This is a genomic window from Chitinophaga sp. S165, assembly GCF_003182155.1.
Taxonomy (GTDB): Bacteria; Bacteroidota; Bacteroidia; order Chitinophagales; family Chitinophagaceae; genus Chitinophaga.
In genome coordinates, this window is the sequence record NZ_QGTG01000002.1 from 1,086,838 (window position 1) to 1,105,545 (window position 18,708).

The following is an 18,708-nucleotide window of genomic DNA, read 5'->3' on the forward strand; positions in this document are numbered from 1 at the left end:
GACTCTTCTGGTCAGCGGAAGTTTAAATCCTGCTTACAAATTTTCCGATCACGGGAAGCCTGGAAAACTCCTTTTTTTCCATTTTCAAAAGGAACCAGATATAGCCAGAAAAGAAGACAGTGGCTACAAGCAGTGACAATGGCTTCAGGGCGTATATATCCCCGGGAGACAGCAGGGTCCTGTTTAACAGGTCATACAGGTAGAAGGTCGCTACTGCGGTCACCATGTAGGTGAGAATACGCGGAAGGTGATAAGGAACCGGGTAGTACTTCTGCCCCAGTATGTAACAGATGGTCATCTGGATAAAATAGCAGGCCATGGTAGCCAGTGCTGCACCAAAATACCCCATAACAGGGATCCACCACCAGTTCAGTAAAAAGGCCATTACGGCGGTAACGATGGTGATCATAGCCCCTGTTTTGGTCCTGTCGGTCAGCTTGAACCAGATGGTCAGGTTATAGTAAATACCCAGGAACATATTTGCCAGCAGGAGAATGGGTACGATCTTCATGCCATCATAATATTCCGGGCGGCGCAGGAAGGTTTTCCAGACGTTCAGGTACAGGCTTACGAAGAGGAACATCATACACAACAGCACCACGAACAGCTTCATGATACGGGCATACATCTTTTGCGGATCTTTGCCTTCTGCCTGTTTAAAGAAAAATGGTTCGGCGCCTAACTTAAATGCCTGTATGAACATAGTGATAAGGATCGCCAGCTTGTAGTTGGCGGCATAGATCCCGATCAGCTCTTTTTTATCTGTCATGTTATTGCCGGGCAGGAATTGTGGCAGGAACCAGGCCCTGTCAAATGTTTCATTTACCATGCCTGCCATCCCGAAGAATATGAGAGGAACGGCGTAATTCAGCATCTGCTTCCACATGGCGGTGTCAAATTCCCAGCGGATGCGCATGATCTGCGGCAGGAACATTAATAGTGTGATACCGCTACCCAGCATGTTACTGAGATAGATATACCCTAACTGGTTGCCCCCGCTAATATCTGGTAGCCATGTACTGCCTGCTGCATACATTTTAGGGATAACCACCAGGAAAAGTACGTTAAACCCGATCGTGGTCAGGATGCCTGTCAGGCGGATAATAGCATAACGGACCGGCCTGTTTTCCAGGCGCAACTGAGCAAACGGAATGGCCGTCAGGGCGTCGAAGGCCATGATCAGTACCAGGTAGGTAAAGAATCCCGGATGTGCGTTAAGCCCGCCCAGTTCACCAATATATGAATCGATAATAGGCCCGCGGAAAAGCAGGAGTAATATTGTAAAACTGATGGTCGTAAACAGTAGTGAGATGGTAGAAGTGCTCAACACCGTCTGGCTGTTCTCCTTCTTGGCAAACCGGAAGAAGGCCGTTTCCATACCATAGGTCAGGATAATATTCATGAAGGGCACATAAGCATATACTGTAGACATCTCCCCATATGAAGCCTGTGTCATCAGCTCCAGGTAGAGCGGTGTAAGGAAGTAGTTAAGCAGCTTGCTCGCTATGTTACTAAAGCCGTAATAGATCGTTTGTCCTGCCAGTGATTTTATACTCAATGCCCTGAAATTTTGACCAAAATTAATTATTCCAGCCCTTTCCTGCGCTGTTGTTTTTTGTCGGACAGCCGTTTTTTGAGTTCCATCCGTTTTTGTTTCACCGCTTTTGATGGTCTGGTAGGTACTCTTTTCTTGGGTTTGATGAGGGCCTTACTCACCAGTTCGTTCATCTTTTTTATGACCAGCTGTTTGTTACCCAGCTGTGTACGTTCTTCCTGGGAGCGGACCTGTAGCAGCCCTTCTGCATTGATGCGATGCGCCAGCTTTTCCTGTACCAGCGTCTTTTGTTCCTGGGTTAACAAAGATGAAGCGGCGACGTCAAAATAACCTTCCACCATGGTCTCCACCTTATTCACATTTTGTCCGCCACTACCTCCGCTCCTGGCTGTGCGGAAGGTGATTTCGGCGGAAAGATCTAAACTCATTTAATTAACGTTTCTTTATAATTGATTATCGTAATTTAATAAAGGTAAATGATTTTATTTGCCGTCCATCCTTATAAATCCTGTGTGCTATGAATTTCTTTACTCCTGTACAGTTACGCATACTTAAAACCAGCTGGATTCCTGTACTTATAGTCTGCACGATACAAAAGGGCGCCATCATATTCCCATCAATATCATCGCTTAGCCTGGGGACGCAATTTTCACTGTTCTTTACGCTGGCCACAATTGGCATGGTAACATGGGAGGCGATCATTAAAAAAGATCTGAAGCAATTTGGGATATTAACATGCGTCACGCTCCTGACTTTCGGTCTGCAGTTTGTCCTGAATGAGTTTCTGAAAGCCAATAGCAGCCAGCAAAGTACTTCCCTGATCTATTACTTTAATTCATTTGCGGTGTTCCTGGTGGTTATCATCACCCGCTTCTATCTGAATGGAATGAGCGATAAAATAGGCGCAGCTGCACTGGCAGCGGTGATCTATTTTGTGATCCCCAAAACAGGAAGTCCGACCGGCGGTATCCCGGTAGGATGGCTGTATCCGTCCCAGTTCTGGACAGATGTAGTGACGTCTCTCGCGTTCCCACTCATAACATTCGGCACCTTTATTTCTTACTACTCGATCATTTTCCTGACAGAGAACAGTTTCAGGTGGCCGGCGTTCTTTATAAAACTACAGTCCCGTATACAAACGATCAGCAAGTGGGAGTATTTCTTTCTCTTCCTGGCAATATGGTTTGTTTACATGGGTAGTATTGGGGAACTTTCTTATTTAATGGCAAGTTTCTTCGAAGGAACAACGCTGCCTGTGATAGTTACAGCGTTTACTATTTTCAAATTGTTACTGGCTGTTCTGTGCATATATTCTCTTGCCGGATTGTTAAGAAATATCATTACCGGCAGGGTATTGACTACCGGCGAATATAACCCCTGGGTGATCATTATGCATTACATTCCTGTTGTTAATATTGCCGCTGTGCTGAAGCTTATATTTACTGAAGACAAGCCGGCGACCCAGGAAGAGCATGCAGTATTATACCTTGAATCTGACAGGCATGCTGCCCAGCAGGCTATGATCATTTCCGGTATTACAGTAACTGTGTATAACATCTACTACTTGTTGACAGCTCCTACCGGTTTAGCCTTATCCGGAGCGGCATTACTGGGAGCGCTATATCTTCTCAAAATCTTTTGTTACATAAAATTGCGAAGCAGCAAAACCTATTTGCTATTGGTAATAGGATTGAATATCGTAACAATACTTTTCGCCCTGAATGAATACCTGATGTTGTCCCTTGCGTTCCTCTATCTCTACTACTACCTGATGCAGGAATTGTTCTATCCTAAACTGGAAATAGAGGACACTTTGAAAGTCCAGGAACCGGAAGCAGGGGATATATTCACACATACCGCATAATTATTTTAATTTCCCGGCGCAATTAAATAACTCATTACACATATGCGTGCAGTTATACAACGTGCATCAAGGGCATCCGTGACCGTAGACGGCAACGTTACCGGCAGCATTCAAACAGGACTGTTGGTACTGCTGGGTATTGAAGACGCTGATAATATGGAAGATATTACCTGGTTGAGTAATAAGATCGTCAACCTGCGTATTTTTAACGATGAGGAAGGCGTCATGAACCGCTCAGTAAAAGAGGTGAACGGTGATGTGCTATTAGTAAGCCAGTTTACGCTGCATGCGGCTACGAAAAAGGGGAACAGGCCCTCCTATATCAAGGCGAGCAAACCGGATATAGCCATACCTTTATACGAGCAGATGATCAGCCAGTTGACATTTGATATGGGTAAAACCATTGCCACCGGCATTTTCGGCGCTGATATGAAGGTGGACCTGCTGAATGACGGCCCTGTCACTATCATCATAGACACAAAATCAAAAGAATAAATCATCAATATGACCATCCAGGAAGCACAGGAAAAGATAGATGGCTGGATCAGAACTGTTGGTGTGCGCTATTTCAGCGAACTGACCAACATGGCCATCCTGACCGAAGAAGTAGGGGAAGTTGCCCGTATCATGTCCCGCAAGTACGGAGAGCAGTCCTTTAAGGAGTCAGACAAACAGAAAGACCTGGCGGATGAGCTGGCGGATGTAATGTGGGTGCTGCTTTGTATCGCCAACCAGACAGGAGTGGATATGACCGCCGCTCTTGAGAAGAATTTTGAGAAGAAAAACATCCGTGATGCCAACAGGCATAAGGAGAATGAGAAGCTCCAATAAAGGCAGGTTTTTTGTTAAAGCTATAATATGAATATCCCGAAAACGATCAAGACCTACTGGCAGATCCTGAAACAGACTTTTCATGATTTCATGGACGATAAAGTGCTTAAGCTTAGCGCTGCACTGTCCTATTACACTATTTTTTCTATCGCCCCCATGCTGATCGTGATCATCACGCTCTGTGATGTATTCCTGGGGAAGGAAGCTATTGAAGGAAGCATATACGGACAGATCAACGATATGGTTGGCAACGAGGCCGCTCTCCAGATCCAGCAGATGATCAAAAATGCCACCCTCTCCGGAGATGCCAGCTGGGCTACCGTAGTGGGTGTCGTTACCCTGATCATTGGTGCTACCAGTGTATTTGGTGAGATCCAGGATTCTATCAATTTCATCTGGCAGTTAAAGGCCAAACCAAAGAATGGTCTCGTTAAAATGCTGCTGAACCGTCTCCTGTCCTTTTCTATGGTTATCAGCCTGGGATTTATCCTGATGGTGTCCCTGGCATTGAACGGGATCATTTCCCTATTCAGCAACCAGCTTTCGGCGCTGTTTCCACAGGTAACGATGGTACTGGTGTACATTATTAACCTCGCTTTGACCTTTCTGATCATCACAGTGTTATTTGCCATCATTTTCAAGGTCTTGCCCGATGCTAAAGTCCGGTGGAAGCATGTCATTGCAGGGGCAGTAACTACCGCCATCCTGTTTATGATAGGTAAATTCGCCATAGGCCTGTATCTTGGCTCCAGCAAAGTAGGTACAGCCTACGGGGCGGCCGGTTCCATCGTCATCATCCTGCTCTGGGTGTACTATTCGGCCATTATCCTGTACTTTGGGGCTGAATTTACTCAAGTATATGTACAGCATTTCGGAGGCCAGATCAGGCCCAATGAATATGCTGTATATGTCAAGGAAGTGCCCGTGGAGACTGATGAATTGCCGTTAACGGCCCCTGTAGAAACCGAAAAAGGTAGCTAAACGCCATCTTTAATTCCGAAAACCCTTATTATATTTGCGCCATTATGGCTACAGATCAGAACAAATTTCAGGCGATCATCTCGCATTGTAAAGAATATGGCTTCGTGTTCCCGTCCAGTGAAATATACGACGGCTTAAGTGCTGTATATGACTATGGCCAATATGGAGCTCAGCTAAAGAAGAATATCCGCGACTACTGGTGGAAAAGTATGACCCAGATGCACGACAACATCGTGGGGATTGATTCTGCTATCTTCATGCATCCTACTATTTGGAAAGCTTCCGGCCACGTTGATGGCTTCAGCGATCCTATGATCGACAACAAAGACAGTAAAAAGCGTTACCGTGTGGATCACCTGATCGAAGCACACGCTGAAACACTGCCTGAAGGCAATGCTGAAGAGCTGATCAGTAAAATGAACGAGTTGTTGGGAAAGGATGATCTGGCCGGATTAAAAAGCCTTATAGAAACTTATAATATTAAGTGTAGTGTCAGTGGTACTGCTAACTGGACAGACGTACGTCAGTTTAATCTGATGTTCTCTACCCAGTTAGGTAGCGTATCTGAAGAAGCCAATGAAATTTACTTACGTCCGGAAACCGCACAGGGTATCTTTGTGAACTTCCTCAATGTGCAGAAAACCGGCCGTATGAAAATACCTTTTGGTATTGCGCAGATAGGTAAGGCTTTCCGTAATGAGATCGTAGCGCGTCAGTTCATATTCCGTATGCGTGAGTTTGAACAGATGGAAATGCAGTTCTTTGTACGCCCTGGTACTCAGAAAGAGTGGTTCGAATATTGGAAGGAAGAGCGCCTGAAATGGCATCTCAGCCTGGGTATTGATCCTAATAAGTACAGATTCCATGTGCATGATAAGCTGGCTTTCTATGCAGATGCTGCTGAAGATATCGAATTTGAATTCCCAATTGGTTTCAAAGAAGTAGAAGGTATCCACAGCCGTACGGATCATGATCTGGGCAGACATCAGGAGTTCAGCAAAAAGAAACTGCAGTACTTCGATACAGAGATTAATCAGAATTACGTACCATATGTGATAGAGACTTCTATTGGTCTGGACCGTATGTTCCTGCTTACTATCTCGAATGCTTATGAAGAACAGGACCTGACTAAAGACGGCAAAGAAGATAGCCGTGTGGTAATGAAGTTCCCTGCTAAACTAGCTCCGCTTAAACTGGCCATATTCCCATTGACCAAAAAAGATGGATTACCTGAAATAGCTAATGAACTGTTATCCCAGTGCAAGCCTCACTTCCATTGCTATTATGAAGAGAAGGATAGTATCGGTAAACGTTACCGCCGTCAGGATGCCATTGGTACACCGTTCTGTGTAACGATCGATCATCAGACGAAAGAAGATAACACCGTTACCATCCGCTACCGCGACAGTATGGAACAGGAAAGGATCCCGATGGATAAAGTGAAAGAGATCGTACTGAATAAGATCAACGAATAGAAATAAAAGCGAATTATATAAAGGCTGCATCAACCGGTGCGGCCTTTTTTATGCCTATTGTGCTACTTGTTCAAGTAGTGCTTATCCGTACAGCTCCTGGTGGATGTCATGCCTGTCATACCCCATCGCCAGTATGCGATGTTTGGCCTCATCGATCATATTTTTCCAGCCACAAAGAAAGAAATGCGCAGGCTGTTTTTGGGCCAGCTCTTCATAGATCAGGTGTACATACCCTTTACGGCCGGTCCAGCCATTGTCTTCGCGTGACAGGGTAGGCAGATAATGGAAATCTGTCAGATCACGTTCCAGTTGCCGCATTTCTGAAGCATATAGCAGATCACATTGCTGCCGGCAACCATAAATAAGGTGGATCGGCGGATGTGGCAGATCGTGCGCCCTGATATACTGTGCCATTGAGCGGAAAGGTGCAATACCGGTACCGGTACAGATGAAGAACAGGTCTTTGTCCATCTCTGCCGGTAACGTAAAGTGGCCCAGCGGCCCTTTCAGGATCAGCTCACTGCCCTCAGTGATGTGGTTGAACAGGTAAGTGGTCCCAGCGCCACCCTCCAGGAATACGATGACCAGCTCTATGGTGTTTGTACCGTCCGGTGGGGATGCGATGGAATAGCTACGCCAGCGTTTGTTCTTCTGCTCATGTATGGGGAGGTCGAGGGTAACAAACTGACCCGCCTTAAAGTCAAAACATTCCTTTTCCGGAATTTGTATCCAGAACCTGCGCGTATTAGGTGTTTCCTGTACGATACGGGTTACCTGACCCTTATACCATTGGTCCAGCATTGGTGTGGAATTTATATACTAAATATAACCAAAATTGTCCATAGCCCGTTGGCTCTCAGGGGTAATAGCGACGCTTGACTAATGGACTAATTCCGTATCTTTGCAACCCTCATGAATATACAGGCTGTTTTACAACTGTACCAGCGAGATTCCCGCCTGCAACAGCTGGTGAAAGGGATACATTTGTCCGATCCACAGTATTTTCAATTATCAGGACTAACCGGAAGTGCCACCACATTTATAGCGGCGGGAGCGTGGGAGCTGGCCAATTCCGTGAATCATCTCTTCATTCTTAACGACAAGGAAGAGGCTGCCTATTTCCATAATGACCTGGAATCTTTAAGCCAGGCGCTGGATATCTTCTACTTTCCGGACTCCTTCAAGAAGGCCGGCTACTTCAACGAGATCAACAGCAGTCATAGCATGCTGCGTACCGAAGCGCTTATGAAGTTCTCCGGACCGGCAATTCATAAAAAGATCCTGGTTACTTATCCGGAGGCACTCTGGGAAAAGGTGGCTGCATCTGTTGCGTTCAGCAGCAATATGGTCCAGCTGAAGGTCGGAGACGTGCTGAAAGTGGATGAGCTGCTGGAGAAACTGGTCGGCTGGGGCTTTGAGTATACAGACTTTGTGTACGAACCGGGACAATATGCTTTGCGTGGTGGTATCCTCGATATCTATTCCTTTGGGAATGAGAAGCCTTACCGTATTGAACTGTTTGGTGAAGACATCGACTCTATCCGTCTCTTTGATCCGGAAACACAGCTGAGCGAGCGCAAGCTGACACAGGTGACGCTGATCGCCAATATGGATACGCAGGGACTTAACCATCAGAAGACTTCCCTGCTGGAGTTCCTTCCGCAGAATACAGTGGTCTGGATGAAAGATCCCGGTTATGTACAGGATGTCATACTGCAACTGGAAGAAAAGCTGGATGCGTTCCTGCAAACCGGCCAGTCAGTGAAAGTAGGTGAAGATGATACGATGAAGCTGGAGGAAACAGATTTTGTAAAAGCGCACCCGCTGATGCAGGAACTGTTACGCCGGCATTGCATTGTGTTCAGCAACCGCCAGTGGTGGGAAGAGACTAACCGTTCTTTTATACCACTCAACTTTGAAACACAGGAGCAGCCTGTCTTTAACCGGCAGTTTGAAATGCTGATCAAAGACCTTGATGCACACAACAAGAATAAATATACCCTGTTCATCTTCGCAGAAAATGCCCGCCAGCTGGAAAGGCTGCGCAGCATTTTTGAAGATCTGAAAGCGGATTTTACATTCTACCCTATCCCTTCTCCTGTCAGTCATGGTTTCATAGACCATACGCTGAAACTGGTTTGTTATACTGATCACCAGATCTTCCAGCGTTACCATAAGTACAAGGTAAAGCAGGCCTACAACAAGAACAAGGCGATCACCATGAAGACGCTGCGTGAACTGCAGTCGGGCGATTTTGTGACGCACATCGATCATGGTGTCGGTATGTACAGCGGTTTGCAAAAGATCGAGGTAGGTGGAAAGATGCAGGAAGCGATCCGTATTATTTATAAGAACAATGACCTCTTGTATGTAAACATTAACTCCCTGCATAAGATCAGTAAATACTCAGGCAAGGAAGGTGTAGAACCGCGTGTGAACAAGCTGGGTAGCGATGCCTGGGATAAGCTGAAGGAAAAGGCTAAGACCCAGGTAAAAGACATTGCGAAAGATCTCATCAGGCTTTATGCTGCCCGTAAGGCGCAGCAGGGATTTTCACATACGCCCGATACCTATCTGCAAACGGAACTGGAAGCATCCTTCCTGTATGAAGATACCCCAGATCAGAGTAAAGCTACCTCGGATGTGAAACGGGACATGGAATCTAATTCTCCGATGGACCGTCTTGTATGTGGTGATGTGGGCTTTGGTAAAACAGAGATCGCTGTCCGCGCTGCCTTTAAGTCAATTGTAGATGGCAAGCAGGCTGCTGTACTGGTGCCTACTACCATCCTGGCATTCCAGCACTATAAAACCTTTGCAGAGCGTTTGAAAGATTTCCCTTGTACGGTGGATTATCTGAACCGTTTCAAGTCAGCTAAAGAGAAGAAAGAAACCCTTCAGAAACTGGCAGAAGGAAAGATCGATATCATCATTGGTACGCACGCCTTACTGGGTAAAGAAGTGAAGTTTAAAGATCTCGGTGTGCTGGTAGTGGATGAAGAGCAAAAGTTCGGTGTATCTGCGAAGGAAAAGCTGAAACATCTGAAAGTGAACGTCGATACGTTGACACTAACGGCTACACCTATACCGAGAACATTACAGTTCTCATTGATGGGCGCAAGAGACTTGTCCGTCATCAACACTCCGCCGCCTAACAGGCAGCCGATAGAAACGGAAGTGCATGTGTTCGATCATGACCTGATCCGTGATGCGATCTATTATGAAACAGAGCGTGGCGGGCAGGTATACTTTGTATATAACAGGGTGAAAGGTTTAGGTGAAATAAGCAGCCTGATAAAAGGACTTTGTCCTGATCTCTCTATTGCTACCGCACACGGGCAAATGGAAGGACATCAGCTGGAAGAAGTGATCCTCGATTTCATTGACAGAAAGTATGATGTACTCGTATGTACCAACATCGTGGAAAGCGGTGTGGATATCCCGAATGCGAACACGATCATCATCAATAATGCACACCACTTCGGTTTAAGTGACCTGCACCAGTTGCGCGGTCGTGTAGGGCGTAGCAATAAAAAAGCTTTCTGTTATCTGCTGGCGCCCCCTATGAGTACATTGCCTGCCGATAGCCGTAAAAGATTACAGACGCTGGAGCAACACAGTGAATTAGGTAGTGGTTTCCAGATCGCCATGCGCGACCTGGACATCCGTGGCGCAGGTAACCTGCTGGGTGGTGAACAGAGCGGCTTTATTTCAGAGATCGGATTTGATATGTATCAGAAGATCCTGGACGAAGCCATCCGTGAACTGAAACAAAACGAGTTCCGTGATCTCTTCAAGGAACAACTGGAGGAGAAGAAAGACTTTGTAAGCGATTGTACCATCGATACTGACCTCGAAATACTGATCCCGGATAGTTATGTGGAAAGTATACAGGAACGTCTGAGCCTTTACCAGGAGCTGGATAATATCATCCTGGAGAGCAAACTCCAGACTTTCGAAGCAGGACTGATCGACCGCTTTGGTCCGTTACCTGAACCTGTTAAAGATCTGCTCTGTATGATCCGTTGCCGCTGGATGGCGATCAAACTTGGTTTTGAAAAGATGATGCTGAAAGACGAGACGCTGCGTTGTTACTTTATCAACAACCCGGATTCTCCATACTTCGAATCGCCTACATTCAATCATATCCTTACTTATCTGCAAACAAGAGTGAACAATGCGAAGCTGAAGCAGGTAGGAAAGAACTTTATGCTGGTGGCGGATCGTATACGGTCAATGAGTGATCTGTACGATTTCCTGAAGGCGATGGAGGATGCAAGAAGTTGATGTAATATCCGGTGTTGCAACGTTTTGGGATAATGACACGCGGGCGTTGTAATGTTCCGGTGTTACAACGTTCCGGCATAACGAATACCTGGGGTTTGCAACCCCTGGCTACAAACAGGGCACTCCTGACGGAGTGCTACCGGAGCGAAGATTGTCATCTGACTATTGTTACGGTGCCTCTTCTGCTAAAGAGCCTTCCGGTGTAATCTGTTCCCTGGATCATCCATACATAGGTGCCTGCCGGCATAGGCGTGCCTTTAAAAGTACCGTCCCAGGTACCCGAAAGGGATTGCGTTCTGAATACTTCCTGTCCCCACCTGTTCCATACACAGAAAAAATCCAGTTGAGGTACTCCTGGTGAAATAGCCCGGAAAACATCATTACGGCCGTCATTATTGGGAGAAAATGCTGTAGGTACATAGAACTCCGGACCTGCATAAACTTTCACGTAAAGGGTGTCTTTTTCAATACAACCTTCAGAAGATGTTACAGTAAGATAGTAAGCCTGGTCCTGCTGAAGATAAGCAATGGGATCTGCACTGTAGGCGTCTGTCAATCCTGTGGCTGGCGACCATGTAAACTGAAGCCCGTCGCCTGTGGTTTGTGCATTCAGCTGTAAGGGCTGATTACGGGCTATGAGTGTATCATTGCCGGCAAACAGACCGATATCCATAACATTAACGGATACAGGGAATGTATCGGAAAGACAGCCGTCGGTACTCATAACATGTAAACCAGCCTGATAATCGCCGCCTTCCGGATAGATGTAGCTGATATCCTGTCCGGTTTGTTGCTGGCCATTCCCGAGGTCCCAGTACCACTGCGATAGCGGTATGGAAGGCGTTTGATCGGTACCGGTAAAATTGATCGGAAGGCCGATACAGACATTTTCCCCGGTAGCACTGATATAAGGCGTAGGATATATCGGTCCTATCTTTTGGATGGATGCACTACACCCCTGTGCAGACGTTGCCACTAACATGATTGCGTATATCCCGATAGAGTCATATTGTATAGAGGGATGTTCTGCATTGGATGTCCGGCCATCCCCAAAATCCCATTCCCATTTTTGAATGGTACCTACATCAAGCTGTGTTTCATTGGTGAGAGTAAGGGGGCGTCCTGTACATACAGCATCGTAACTGAAGGAAGGTACAGGATAAGAACCGATGATCACATCCTGCTTCATCGTATCTGATATGCAGCCACTGTTATCTTCGATCACAAGACGTACTTCATACTCGCCTGCTTTCGCATACAAATGTGGTGGCGGATCAGGAACAGAAGAACCAGTACCGTCACCAAAATCCCATCGCCAGCGGGTAACTGTACCAAATGATTTGGAATCATCTTCGAATACAATAGCGGAACCATCACAAAAGAGTTGGTTATTATCGAACTGTAACTGTGGCCTGAGAGCTGCACAGAATTGCTGTTTGTTAAAACTTCCGCCGGTGGCGGAGCCGAAACCCCAATATACCATAGGGTCTCCACCAAATATTTCGGCAGTAAGATCTTTTTGAACGGCAACGCGTAATGAATCATCAATACTTACTTCCAGCGTTTTGCTCCCCGCATCCCATTTGATGCGGAAGATATGCCAGTTGCAATCTTCAATGTTTCCGTTCCCGCTTAATGCCGTAACCGGCCCTGCCAGGTTGTTGCTACTGGTATGAGAAATATCTCCGTTTACCTGTATGGATACGTGATCGTAATCAGGATCTCCATCGTCGGCATTCTGCCAGGTGTCTATCAATACACCTACGGAAGGGCTGATATTCTGAAAGCCCATACCCTGACCCGTAGCGCCAAGATTTGTACCCTGTGTTTGCAGGATGAACGCTATACCGTCTGCTCCGGTTTCATCCTTGCAGCCTAAGTTTACGTCAAAGTAGTAGTCAAAGGAGTTGTTAAGGCTGATCTTATTTTTATTCCACACGGTACCGCTCGATTGAGGGACCTCTTCAGTCAGCACATAACAGTTACATGTTCGCTGGGTTGCCGCACCGTTTAGTATATACGGGGTTTGTAACTGAGCATATAATAGTGTACTAGATAATAACAGCCAAAACAATCCTGTCAAAAGCGTCAATGCTCTGGTCATAGGTAAATTGCTGTTAGTAAAATAAAAAAAATAATCTGTGTAACATATAGGGAGATCAAACGTTAGAGGCAAACGGGCTATATATCTTTATTCGTAAAGTATTGTAGGCTGGTACACCGGGAAAATATTTTTGCCCCATTTATGGAATCGGAATATTAAGCAGCATCATATAGCCAAACAACGGAAACTATAATTATTCAATTATCATCAAATCAAAAGAGTATGAAAAAGGTAATGTTTTTACTGGCAGGATTATTCATAGCATCATTAAGTCAGGCTCAGCAAACAGACAATAAACCTCCTGTTAAAAAGATCGAAGTAACAGGCTCCGCAGAAATAGAAATTACACCGGATGAGATCTACCTGGATATTGCACTGCGTGAGTTCAAGAATAAAACTACAAAAGTAGAGATGGCCACACTGGAAAGCCAGTTACAGAAAGCAGTGAAAGAAGCGGGTATTCCTGCTGCAGATCTGACCATTGCCAATGTATTCGGTACTAACTATGACCAATGGTGGGTTAAAAAGAAAAAGGACCCGGATTTCATGGCGCGTAAACAATATCGTCTTAAACTGAGCAACCTCGATAAAGTAAATGACATCCTGGGTGCTGTAGATGCAGAAGGTATCGAAAGTGTGAACATCAGCAGCTATACACACAGCAAAATGGAAGAATACCGTAAACAGGTAAAAACAAAAGCATTGCAGGCTGCTAAAGCAAAGGCTACTTATATGCTGGAAGCTATCGGAAACACTATCGACGGTGTGCTGGAAGTGCAGGAGATCAATACTGATAACTATGCGGACGTAGCGCCTGTTGCATTCAATTCATTTGCACGTGTTGCAGGTGCAGAAGCAGCAGATGCATCATCCTTCAAAAAAATAAAAGTACGTGCTGAAGTAAGAGCAGTATTCTTTATAAAATAATAACCGCTGCATAATAGAAAAGGGAGCCTGCTTAATGCATCGCTCCCTTTCTTTTTTTGATGATGGTATTAATTATCCCACCAAACTTTATCAGTTAGTTTTGCCTTCTGCAGGTCCTGCGGGTTAGCTGTGATCTCATTCAATGGATAAAGGAACCGGCGCGGAAAGCTCGTTACCGTATTATTAGGGATCATCTTTAATACCGGATAGCCGGTACGCCGCCAGTCTGTATAGTTTTCAACAGAAAGGAAATTTGCAGTGCTCTTTTCTTCGATGATCAGTTGCAATGCATTGTTCGCAGTTAGTATGCCACGTTGTGATAAATATGTTTGTGCGGCAGTGCTGTTAGTATCAATCCCCAGCTTTAATAAATTGCCTGCTACGGCCTCACGAAATACAGGCTGTGCCGCTGCATAATCAGCTGTAATGTAAGTAGCTTCTGCTTTCAGGAACAACGCTTCTGCTGCATTAAGTATGTATACTTTGGATGCAATATCACCATAAAAGCTACCAGCCACTGAGAAGTCCTGCAACTTACCCGCTCCTGTACCGATCACGTTACCTGTATATAATCCTGTGTTCTCTGCCTTACTGGCGAGGTATGGCAAACGCGGATCGTTATGTTTTACCAGTGAATCTATATAGTGAGATGATAACACTAAAGTGGATGTATTGTAGAAGTGCAGGTACCATGCGTTGGATGATGTCGAAGTGCCATTGTATGCAAATGCACAATCATCATTGTTACTGCTCATACCATTTGCCAGCGCACTCAATGCAAGATTGGCCTGTGCTGCCGCATCATAGCCAGGTGCTTTGGTAAGATGCATATAGTAACGTGCCTTCAGCGTATAAGCCATTTTAACCCATTTGGACATATCGCCTGCATAGTAGTAATCGTCCGTTCCGGGAGCGTCACCTGTACCTGAATTCAGTTGTGTTATCGCCTCATCCAGCAATGATTGTATGCCCTTGTAAATGTCTTCCTGTTTATCATACGCCGGTGTTGTGTTGCCTGTTCCGGTGAATGCTTCGGAGAACGGTACATCTCCCCACAGATCTGTAGCAGTGCCCAGTGTATAAGCTGTTAGTACTTTTGCGATTCCTGCATACATCATGTTGCCATTTGCGGTAGCCTGTTTGTCAAGTATATTCAGATTATTTAACACCACTACATAATGCGAGTTCCAGTAGTCGTCAAATGTGGAACTTGTTACCATATAGTTGACCGTATTTGGTATTGGCTGATTTGGTACACAGTTCTGCATCCATTGATTGACAAGCGTAGCCGCATTACCTGCTGCAATGTATTGTGAAACACCCGCCTCCAAAGGCGCCAGCAGCAGACTTTCAGAAACGTCAGAAGGTACATTCGGGTTCTGATTGACGTCAAGGTATTTCTTACATCCTGACAGTATAATGGCCGTCAGCATTGATATGATGATGAACGAGTTTTTCATGTTGCAATGATTTACTAGAAGGTGAATTTTAACGTACAGTCAAATGACCGGGCAGTAGGAGCAGAGAATGTATAAACACCTAATCCTGCGTTACCTGCACCCCACGAGTTTACTTCGGGATCGCCGCCTGTGAAGCTGGCATCCTTATGTATCCACAGGTTGCGGCCCGTTAATACAATTGATGCGTCTCTGAACGGTAAGCGGCTTGTTCCTTTTGCAAGTGTATACGAGAGACTTACATTTCGCAACTTGATGTACGATGCGTTTTGTATAAATGCTTCCGTTATACCACTGATCTGCTGAAAGTAACTTTGTCCTGTAACAGATTGTTTGTTGGGCGCACTCGTAGCATCGCTGATACCTGGTACCACTCTGTCCTCCCTTTTTTCAGTCTGCGCGGAAGAGCCGTAGTAAAGGCCATAACCATCATCAGAGTTAAGAATATCTCCACCTTGTTTTGTATCAAAGAAGAAACTTAGTCCAAATTGTTTATAGCGTAGTTGATTGGTAATACCTCCTATCCAGTCGGGCGTGATATTGCCTACCACATCGAAGTCGCCGGACGCATAAGGTAATCCTGCGTCATTGATGCGCAGCTGGCCATCGGCAGTACGTGCGTATTTGGTGCCATAGATAAGTCCCCAGGGTTGTCCTTCTTTTGCATAGATAGTACCGATGCTTGTTTGTGTGAGCCCTCCACCGATATGTTCTACCTTCTGATTAAGTTTTGAATAGTTCACTGTTATATCCCAGGTGAAATCTTTTGTTCTGACAGGCGTCAGCGTAAGTAAAACTTCAATACCCTTTGTTGACATCTTAGCAGAGTTGATAGTCGTACTAGCGTAGCCGGTAGAGTTAGCAAGTGAGATGTTTTCTACTATGCCCTGCGACATACGTCTGTCAAAGTAAGAAGCTTCCAGTCCTATCCTGTTGTTCAGTAATTTCATTTCCAATCCTAGCTCAAATTCTTTCTGCAGCTCATTTTTCAGGTCCGGATTACCCAATGAAGGACTGATCAGGAAACCATTCTGTCCGTTATATGGGAATGTCAGATTACTGCTTACATCACCATAAATGATGGCCTGATTGTAGGGAGTAGTTGTTGCATATGTCTTCACGTTATCATTACCAACTGAGGCGAAGGATGCTCTTATTTTACCGAAAGGGATCACCTCTTTCAGTTTATCATGAAATAGCTCAGAGAAGATGAAACCGCCTGCTATAGAGCCATACGGGTAGTATGTATTTTCGGTGGATAGTACTGAACTGCCATCATACCTTCCTGTGAGTGACAATACCAGCAAACGGTTGTAGTCTACTTCCGCCTGTGCATAAAAACCAACTTTCCTGCGGAGGTATTGCGATTCAGTATAGGTCACTGATGATGCACTCGCCATGTTGTAATAACCTGGTTTCGCAAGACCAAGCCCTAATGCGGTCATGTAGTCGCTGTGCTCAGAATAGACATTGTTTCCCAACAGCAGGCTGGCATTGGTTTTTGCGCCAAACTGTTTTCTCAGTTGTACAATGAAGTCGTGGTTAAATTGCCTGAAGTTCTTGTTATTGCTATAGGTAAGACCGGTACTGTAAGTAATGTCTTTCATGTTGACGTGATAGCTCAGCTGATCAGCATAAATGTCCGCACCTACTCTTTCTGTAATGGATAACCAGTCAACAGGAGCATATACAAAAGTCATTACCGGCAGGAACCTGTTCACGGTAGTTGTGTTCAGAATATTATCCAATACCCAGTACGGATTATTACGGCTATAGCGGTATAAACGCTGCGTGCCATCGGGGTTGAGGTATGGTTTCAGGTCGTAAGATACAGGTGCGGTAAATACCGTCCACAGCGGACTTTCCAGGCCATATCCTTCCGGCATTTTATTGTTCTTTGCAGAACTGTAGGTCAACTGAAAAGTAGCATTAAGTTTGTCCAGGATCTGTGTGCTGTATTTGGCGAATACACTATGACGTGCATAAGATGTTTTAGGTATAGTGCCTTTCTGATCGAAGTAAGAATAAGACATAAAATAATTGGACGCGGTATTGCCACCCGATACACTAACAGTGCTGTTAGATGTAACGCCTGTACGGAAAAATTCTTTCAGCGGATGATGTGCTTTCGCCTTTTGTCCGTTGATGGTTAACGTGTCAATGCGCGGTCCCCAGGAGGTGCTGGTCTTATTAGCTTCACCGTCAAAATAGATGCCTTTATCGCCTTGTGCATAGGTGTATTGCCTGTCAGGAAAAATGGTGTTCTCAAAAGAAAGGCCGGATGATAAAGTCAGTACCGGCTTACGGCTTACAGTTCCTCTTTTGGTCGTGATCAGTACTACGCCACGTGCACCGGCAGAACCATATAGAGCAGTGGCCGCGGCGCCTTTAAGCACGTTAATGTTTTCAATGGTAGCAGGATCTATGTCTGCCAGCCTGTTCGTACCGGAGCCGCCATTGTAGGTGCCGCCGCTTTCGTCATTGTTGATAGGCACGCCATCCATTACTATTAACGCCTGATTTTCGCCCGAGATGGAAGTAATACCGCGTATCACAATACGTGCAGAGCTACCGGGCATACCGGAAGAACTGGTGATCTGCACACCTGCCACTTTACCGGTGAGTGAGTTCAGTACGTTAGGCTCTTTGGCCCGCAGGATCTCATCACTTTTTACTTCCTGTGCACTGAATGTGAGGTTCCTTTTTTCTTTCCTGACGCCTAGTGCCGTTACCACCACTTCATTCAGGTCACTGGCGTTCTCGGACAAGGTGATGGTAAAGTGTTGTTCACTGCCGACGGGAATTTCTTTAAGAGTGTATCCTACGGCGCGGATGATCAATGTAGCACCGGGGGCAGCTTCAAGCTTAAATGATCCGTCCTGCGCAGTTGTCGTCCCTTTTGAAGTGCCTTTGATAATGATGGAGGCAAAGCTGATCGGTTGTTTCTTTTCATCGGTCACTGTTCCGTCTATCCTCTTTGTTTGTGCATTTACAGAGGAATAGAACAGCAGTCCCGCAAGCAATGCCAGCAGGTTAAATACTTTTGTTTTCATACAACGAGATTAGATATTGGTTTTTTGTGAATTCCCCTCTAAATAACTGATCCCGTCATCTGCGCAAATGACTTAAAATGATATGTACCCAAATGTAATAGCTGAAGGGGGCTAACCTTTTTATGATTCTTGACTATCTATAGACGGATATTAACCAAAAAAAAGTCCCGCCTT

The 18,708-nt window shown here is 45.4% G+C and carries 12 protein-coding genes and 1 pseudogene; 7 read left to right on the forward strand and 6 right to left on the reverse strand.

The window, feature by feature from the left end; translation table 11 throughout:
• Positions 1-22 precede the first annotated feature (22 nt).
• Positions 23-1,558 carry a lipopolysaccharide biosynthesis protein gene (locus tag C7475_RS12695; protein ID WP_110053712.1) on the reverse strand — a complete coding sequence of 512 codons (1,536 nt, stop codon included), beginning with the start codon at positions 1,556-1,558 and terminating at the stop codon, positions 23-25.
• A gap of 26 nt (positions 1,559-1,584) precedes the next feature.
• Positions 1,585-1,965: pseudogene (gene arfB / locus C7475_RS12700) on the reverse strand (alternative ribosome rescue aminoacyl-tRNA hydrolase ArfB); the annotation flags it as partial.
• Between the two features lie 107 nt (positions 1,966-2,072).
• Between arfB and C7475_RS12710 the strand changes: the two are divergent.
• From C7475_RS12710 to C7475_RS12730, 5 genes are read left to right on the forward strand one after another with little or no spacing between them, the layout of a single operon-like run.
• On the forward strand, positions 2,073-3,419 hold the full coding sequence (locus C7475_RS12710; protein ID WP_146217533.1) for a hypothetical protein: 1,347 nt from the start codon (positions 2,073-2,075) through the stop codon (positions 3,417-3,419).
• Between the two features lie 42 nt (positions 3,420-3,461).
• Complete coding sequence (gene dtd / locus C7475_RS12715; protein ID WP_110053716.1) at positions 3,462-3,914, forward strand: D-aminoacyl-tRNA deacylase; 453 nt, start codon at positions 3,462-3,464, stop codon at positions 3,912-3,914.
• A gap of 9 nt (positions 3,915-3,923) precedes the next feature.
• Positions 3,924-4,250, forward strand: coding sequence for a nucleotide pyrophosphohydrolase (locus tag C7475_RS12720; protein WP_110053717.1), 327 nt, complete (start codon positions 3,924-3,926; stop codon positions 4,248-4,250).
• 27 nt (positions 4,251-4,277) lie between these two features.
• The gene (locus C7475_RS12725; RefSeq protein WP_110053718.1) at positions 4,278-5,231 is read left to right on the forward strand and encodes a YihY/virulence factor BrkB family protein; all 954 of its coding nucleotides are present in this window, start codon (positions 4,278-4,280) and stop codon (positions 5,229-5,231) included.
• A 44-nt stretch (positions 5,232-5,275) separates the two neighbouring features.
• A complete protein-coding gene (locus tag C7475_RS12730) occupies positions 5,276-6,706 on the forward strand; it encodes a glycine--tRNA ligase (RefSeq protein ID WP_110053719.1) in 1,431 nt (476 codons plus the stop codon).
• A gap of 81 nt (positions 6,707-6,787) precedes the next feature.
• Here C7475_RS12730 and C7475_RS12735 read toward each other — a convergent pair whose 3' ends face one another.
• On the reverse strand, positions 6,788-7,507 hold the full coding sequence (locus C7475_RS12735; protein WP_110053720.1) for a ferredoxin--NADP reductase: 720 nt from the start codon (positions 7,505-7,507) through the stop codon (positions 6,788-6,790).
• Between the two features lie 111 nt (positions 7,508-7,618).
• Here C7475_RS12735 and mfd point away from each other — a divergent pair, with 111 nt between their 5' ends.
• Positions 7,619-10,993, forward strand: a complete 3,375-nt coding sequence (gene mfd, locus C7475_RS12740; protein WP_110053721.1) for a transcription-repair coupling factor — start codon at positions 7,619-7,621, stop codon at positions 10,991-10,993.
• Between the two features lie 154 nt (positions 10,994-11,147).
• Here the strand turns inward: mfd and C7475_RS12745 are convergent, their stop codons facing one another.
• A complete protein-coding gene (locus C7475_RS12745; RefSeq protein ID WP_110053722.1) occupies positions 11,148-13,097 on the reverse strand; it encodes a PKD domain-containing protein in 1,950 nt (649 codons plus the stop codon).
• Positions 13,098-13,319: 222 nt separating this feature from the next.
• On the opposite strand from C7475_RS12745, the gene C7475_RS12750 reads away from it, so the two are divergent.
• A complete protein-coding gene (locus C7475_RS12750; protein WP_110053723.1) occupies positions 13,320-14,024 on the forward strand; it encodes an SIMPL domain-containing protein in 705 nt (234 codons plus the stop codon).
• A 68-nt stretch (positions 14,025-14,092) separates the two neighbouring features.
• Here the strand turns inward: C7475_RS12750 and C7475_RS12755 are convergent, their stop codons facing one another.
• Positions 14,093-15,484: a SusD/RagB family nutrient-binding outer membrane lipoprotein gene (locus tag C7475_RS12755; RefSeq protein WP_110053724.1), complete on the reverse strand. Its 1,392-nt coding sequence runs from the start codon at positions 15,482-15,484 to the stop codon at positions 14,093-14,095.
• A 14-nt stretch (positions 15,485-15,498) separates the two neighbouring features.
• Positions 15,499-18,534: a SusC/RagA family TonB-linked outer membrane protein gene (locus C7475_RS12760; RefSeq protein WP_110053725.1), complete on the reverse strand. Its 3,036-nt coding sequence runs from the start codon at positions 18,532-18,534 to the stop codon at positions 15,499-15,501.
• Between the last annotated feature and the right edge of the window lie 174 nt (positions 18,535-18,708).

Bases quoted from the DNA above. Each gene is read 5' to 3' on its own strand.
- C7475_RS12710 (WP_146217533.1), top strand. From the start codon at position 2,073: ATGAATTTCTTTACTCCTGTACAGTTACGCATACTTAAAACCAGCTGG.
- dtd (WP_110053716.1), top strand. From the start codon at position 3,462: ATGCGTGCAGTTATACAACGTGCATCAAGGGCATCCGTGACCGTAGAC.
- C7475_RS12720 (WP_110053717.1), top strand. From the start codon at position 3,924: ATGACCATCCAGGAAGCACAGGAAAAGATAGATGGCTGGATCAGAACT.
- C7475_RS12725 (WP_110053718.1), top strand. From the start codon at position 4,278: ATGAATATCCCGAAAACGATCAAGACCTACTGGCAGATCCTGAAACAG.
- C7475_RS12730 (WP_110053719.1), top strand. From the start codon at position 5,276: ATGGCTACAGATCAGAACAAATTTCAGGCGATCATCTCGCATTGTAAA.
- C7475_RS12735 (WP_110053720.1), bottom strand. From the start codon at position 7,507: ATGCTGGACCAATGGTATAAGGGTCAGGTAACCCGTATCGTACAGGAA.
- mfd (WP_110053721.1), top strand. From the start codon at position 7,619: ATGAATATACAGGCTGTTTTACAACTGTACCAGCGAGATTCCCGCCTG.
- C7475_RS12745 (WP_110053722.1), bottom strand. From the start codon at position 13,097: ATGACCAGAGCATTGACGCTTTTGACAGGATTGTTTTGGCTGTTATTA.
- C7475_RS12750 (WP_110053723.1), top strand. From the start codon at position 13,320: ATGAAAAAGGTAATGTTTTTACTGGCAGGATTATTCATAGCATCATTA.
- C7475_RS12755 (WP_110053724.1), bottom strand. From the start codon at position 15,484: ATGAAAAACTCGTTCATCATCATATCAATGCTGACGGCCATTATACTG.
- C7475_RS12760 (WP_110053725.1), bottom strand. From the start codon at position 18,534: ATGAAAACAAAAGTATTTAACCTGCTGGCATTGCTTGCGGGACTGCTG.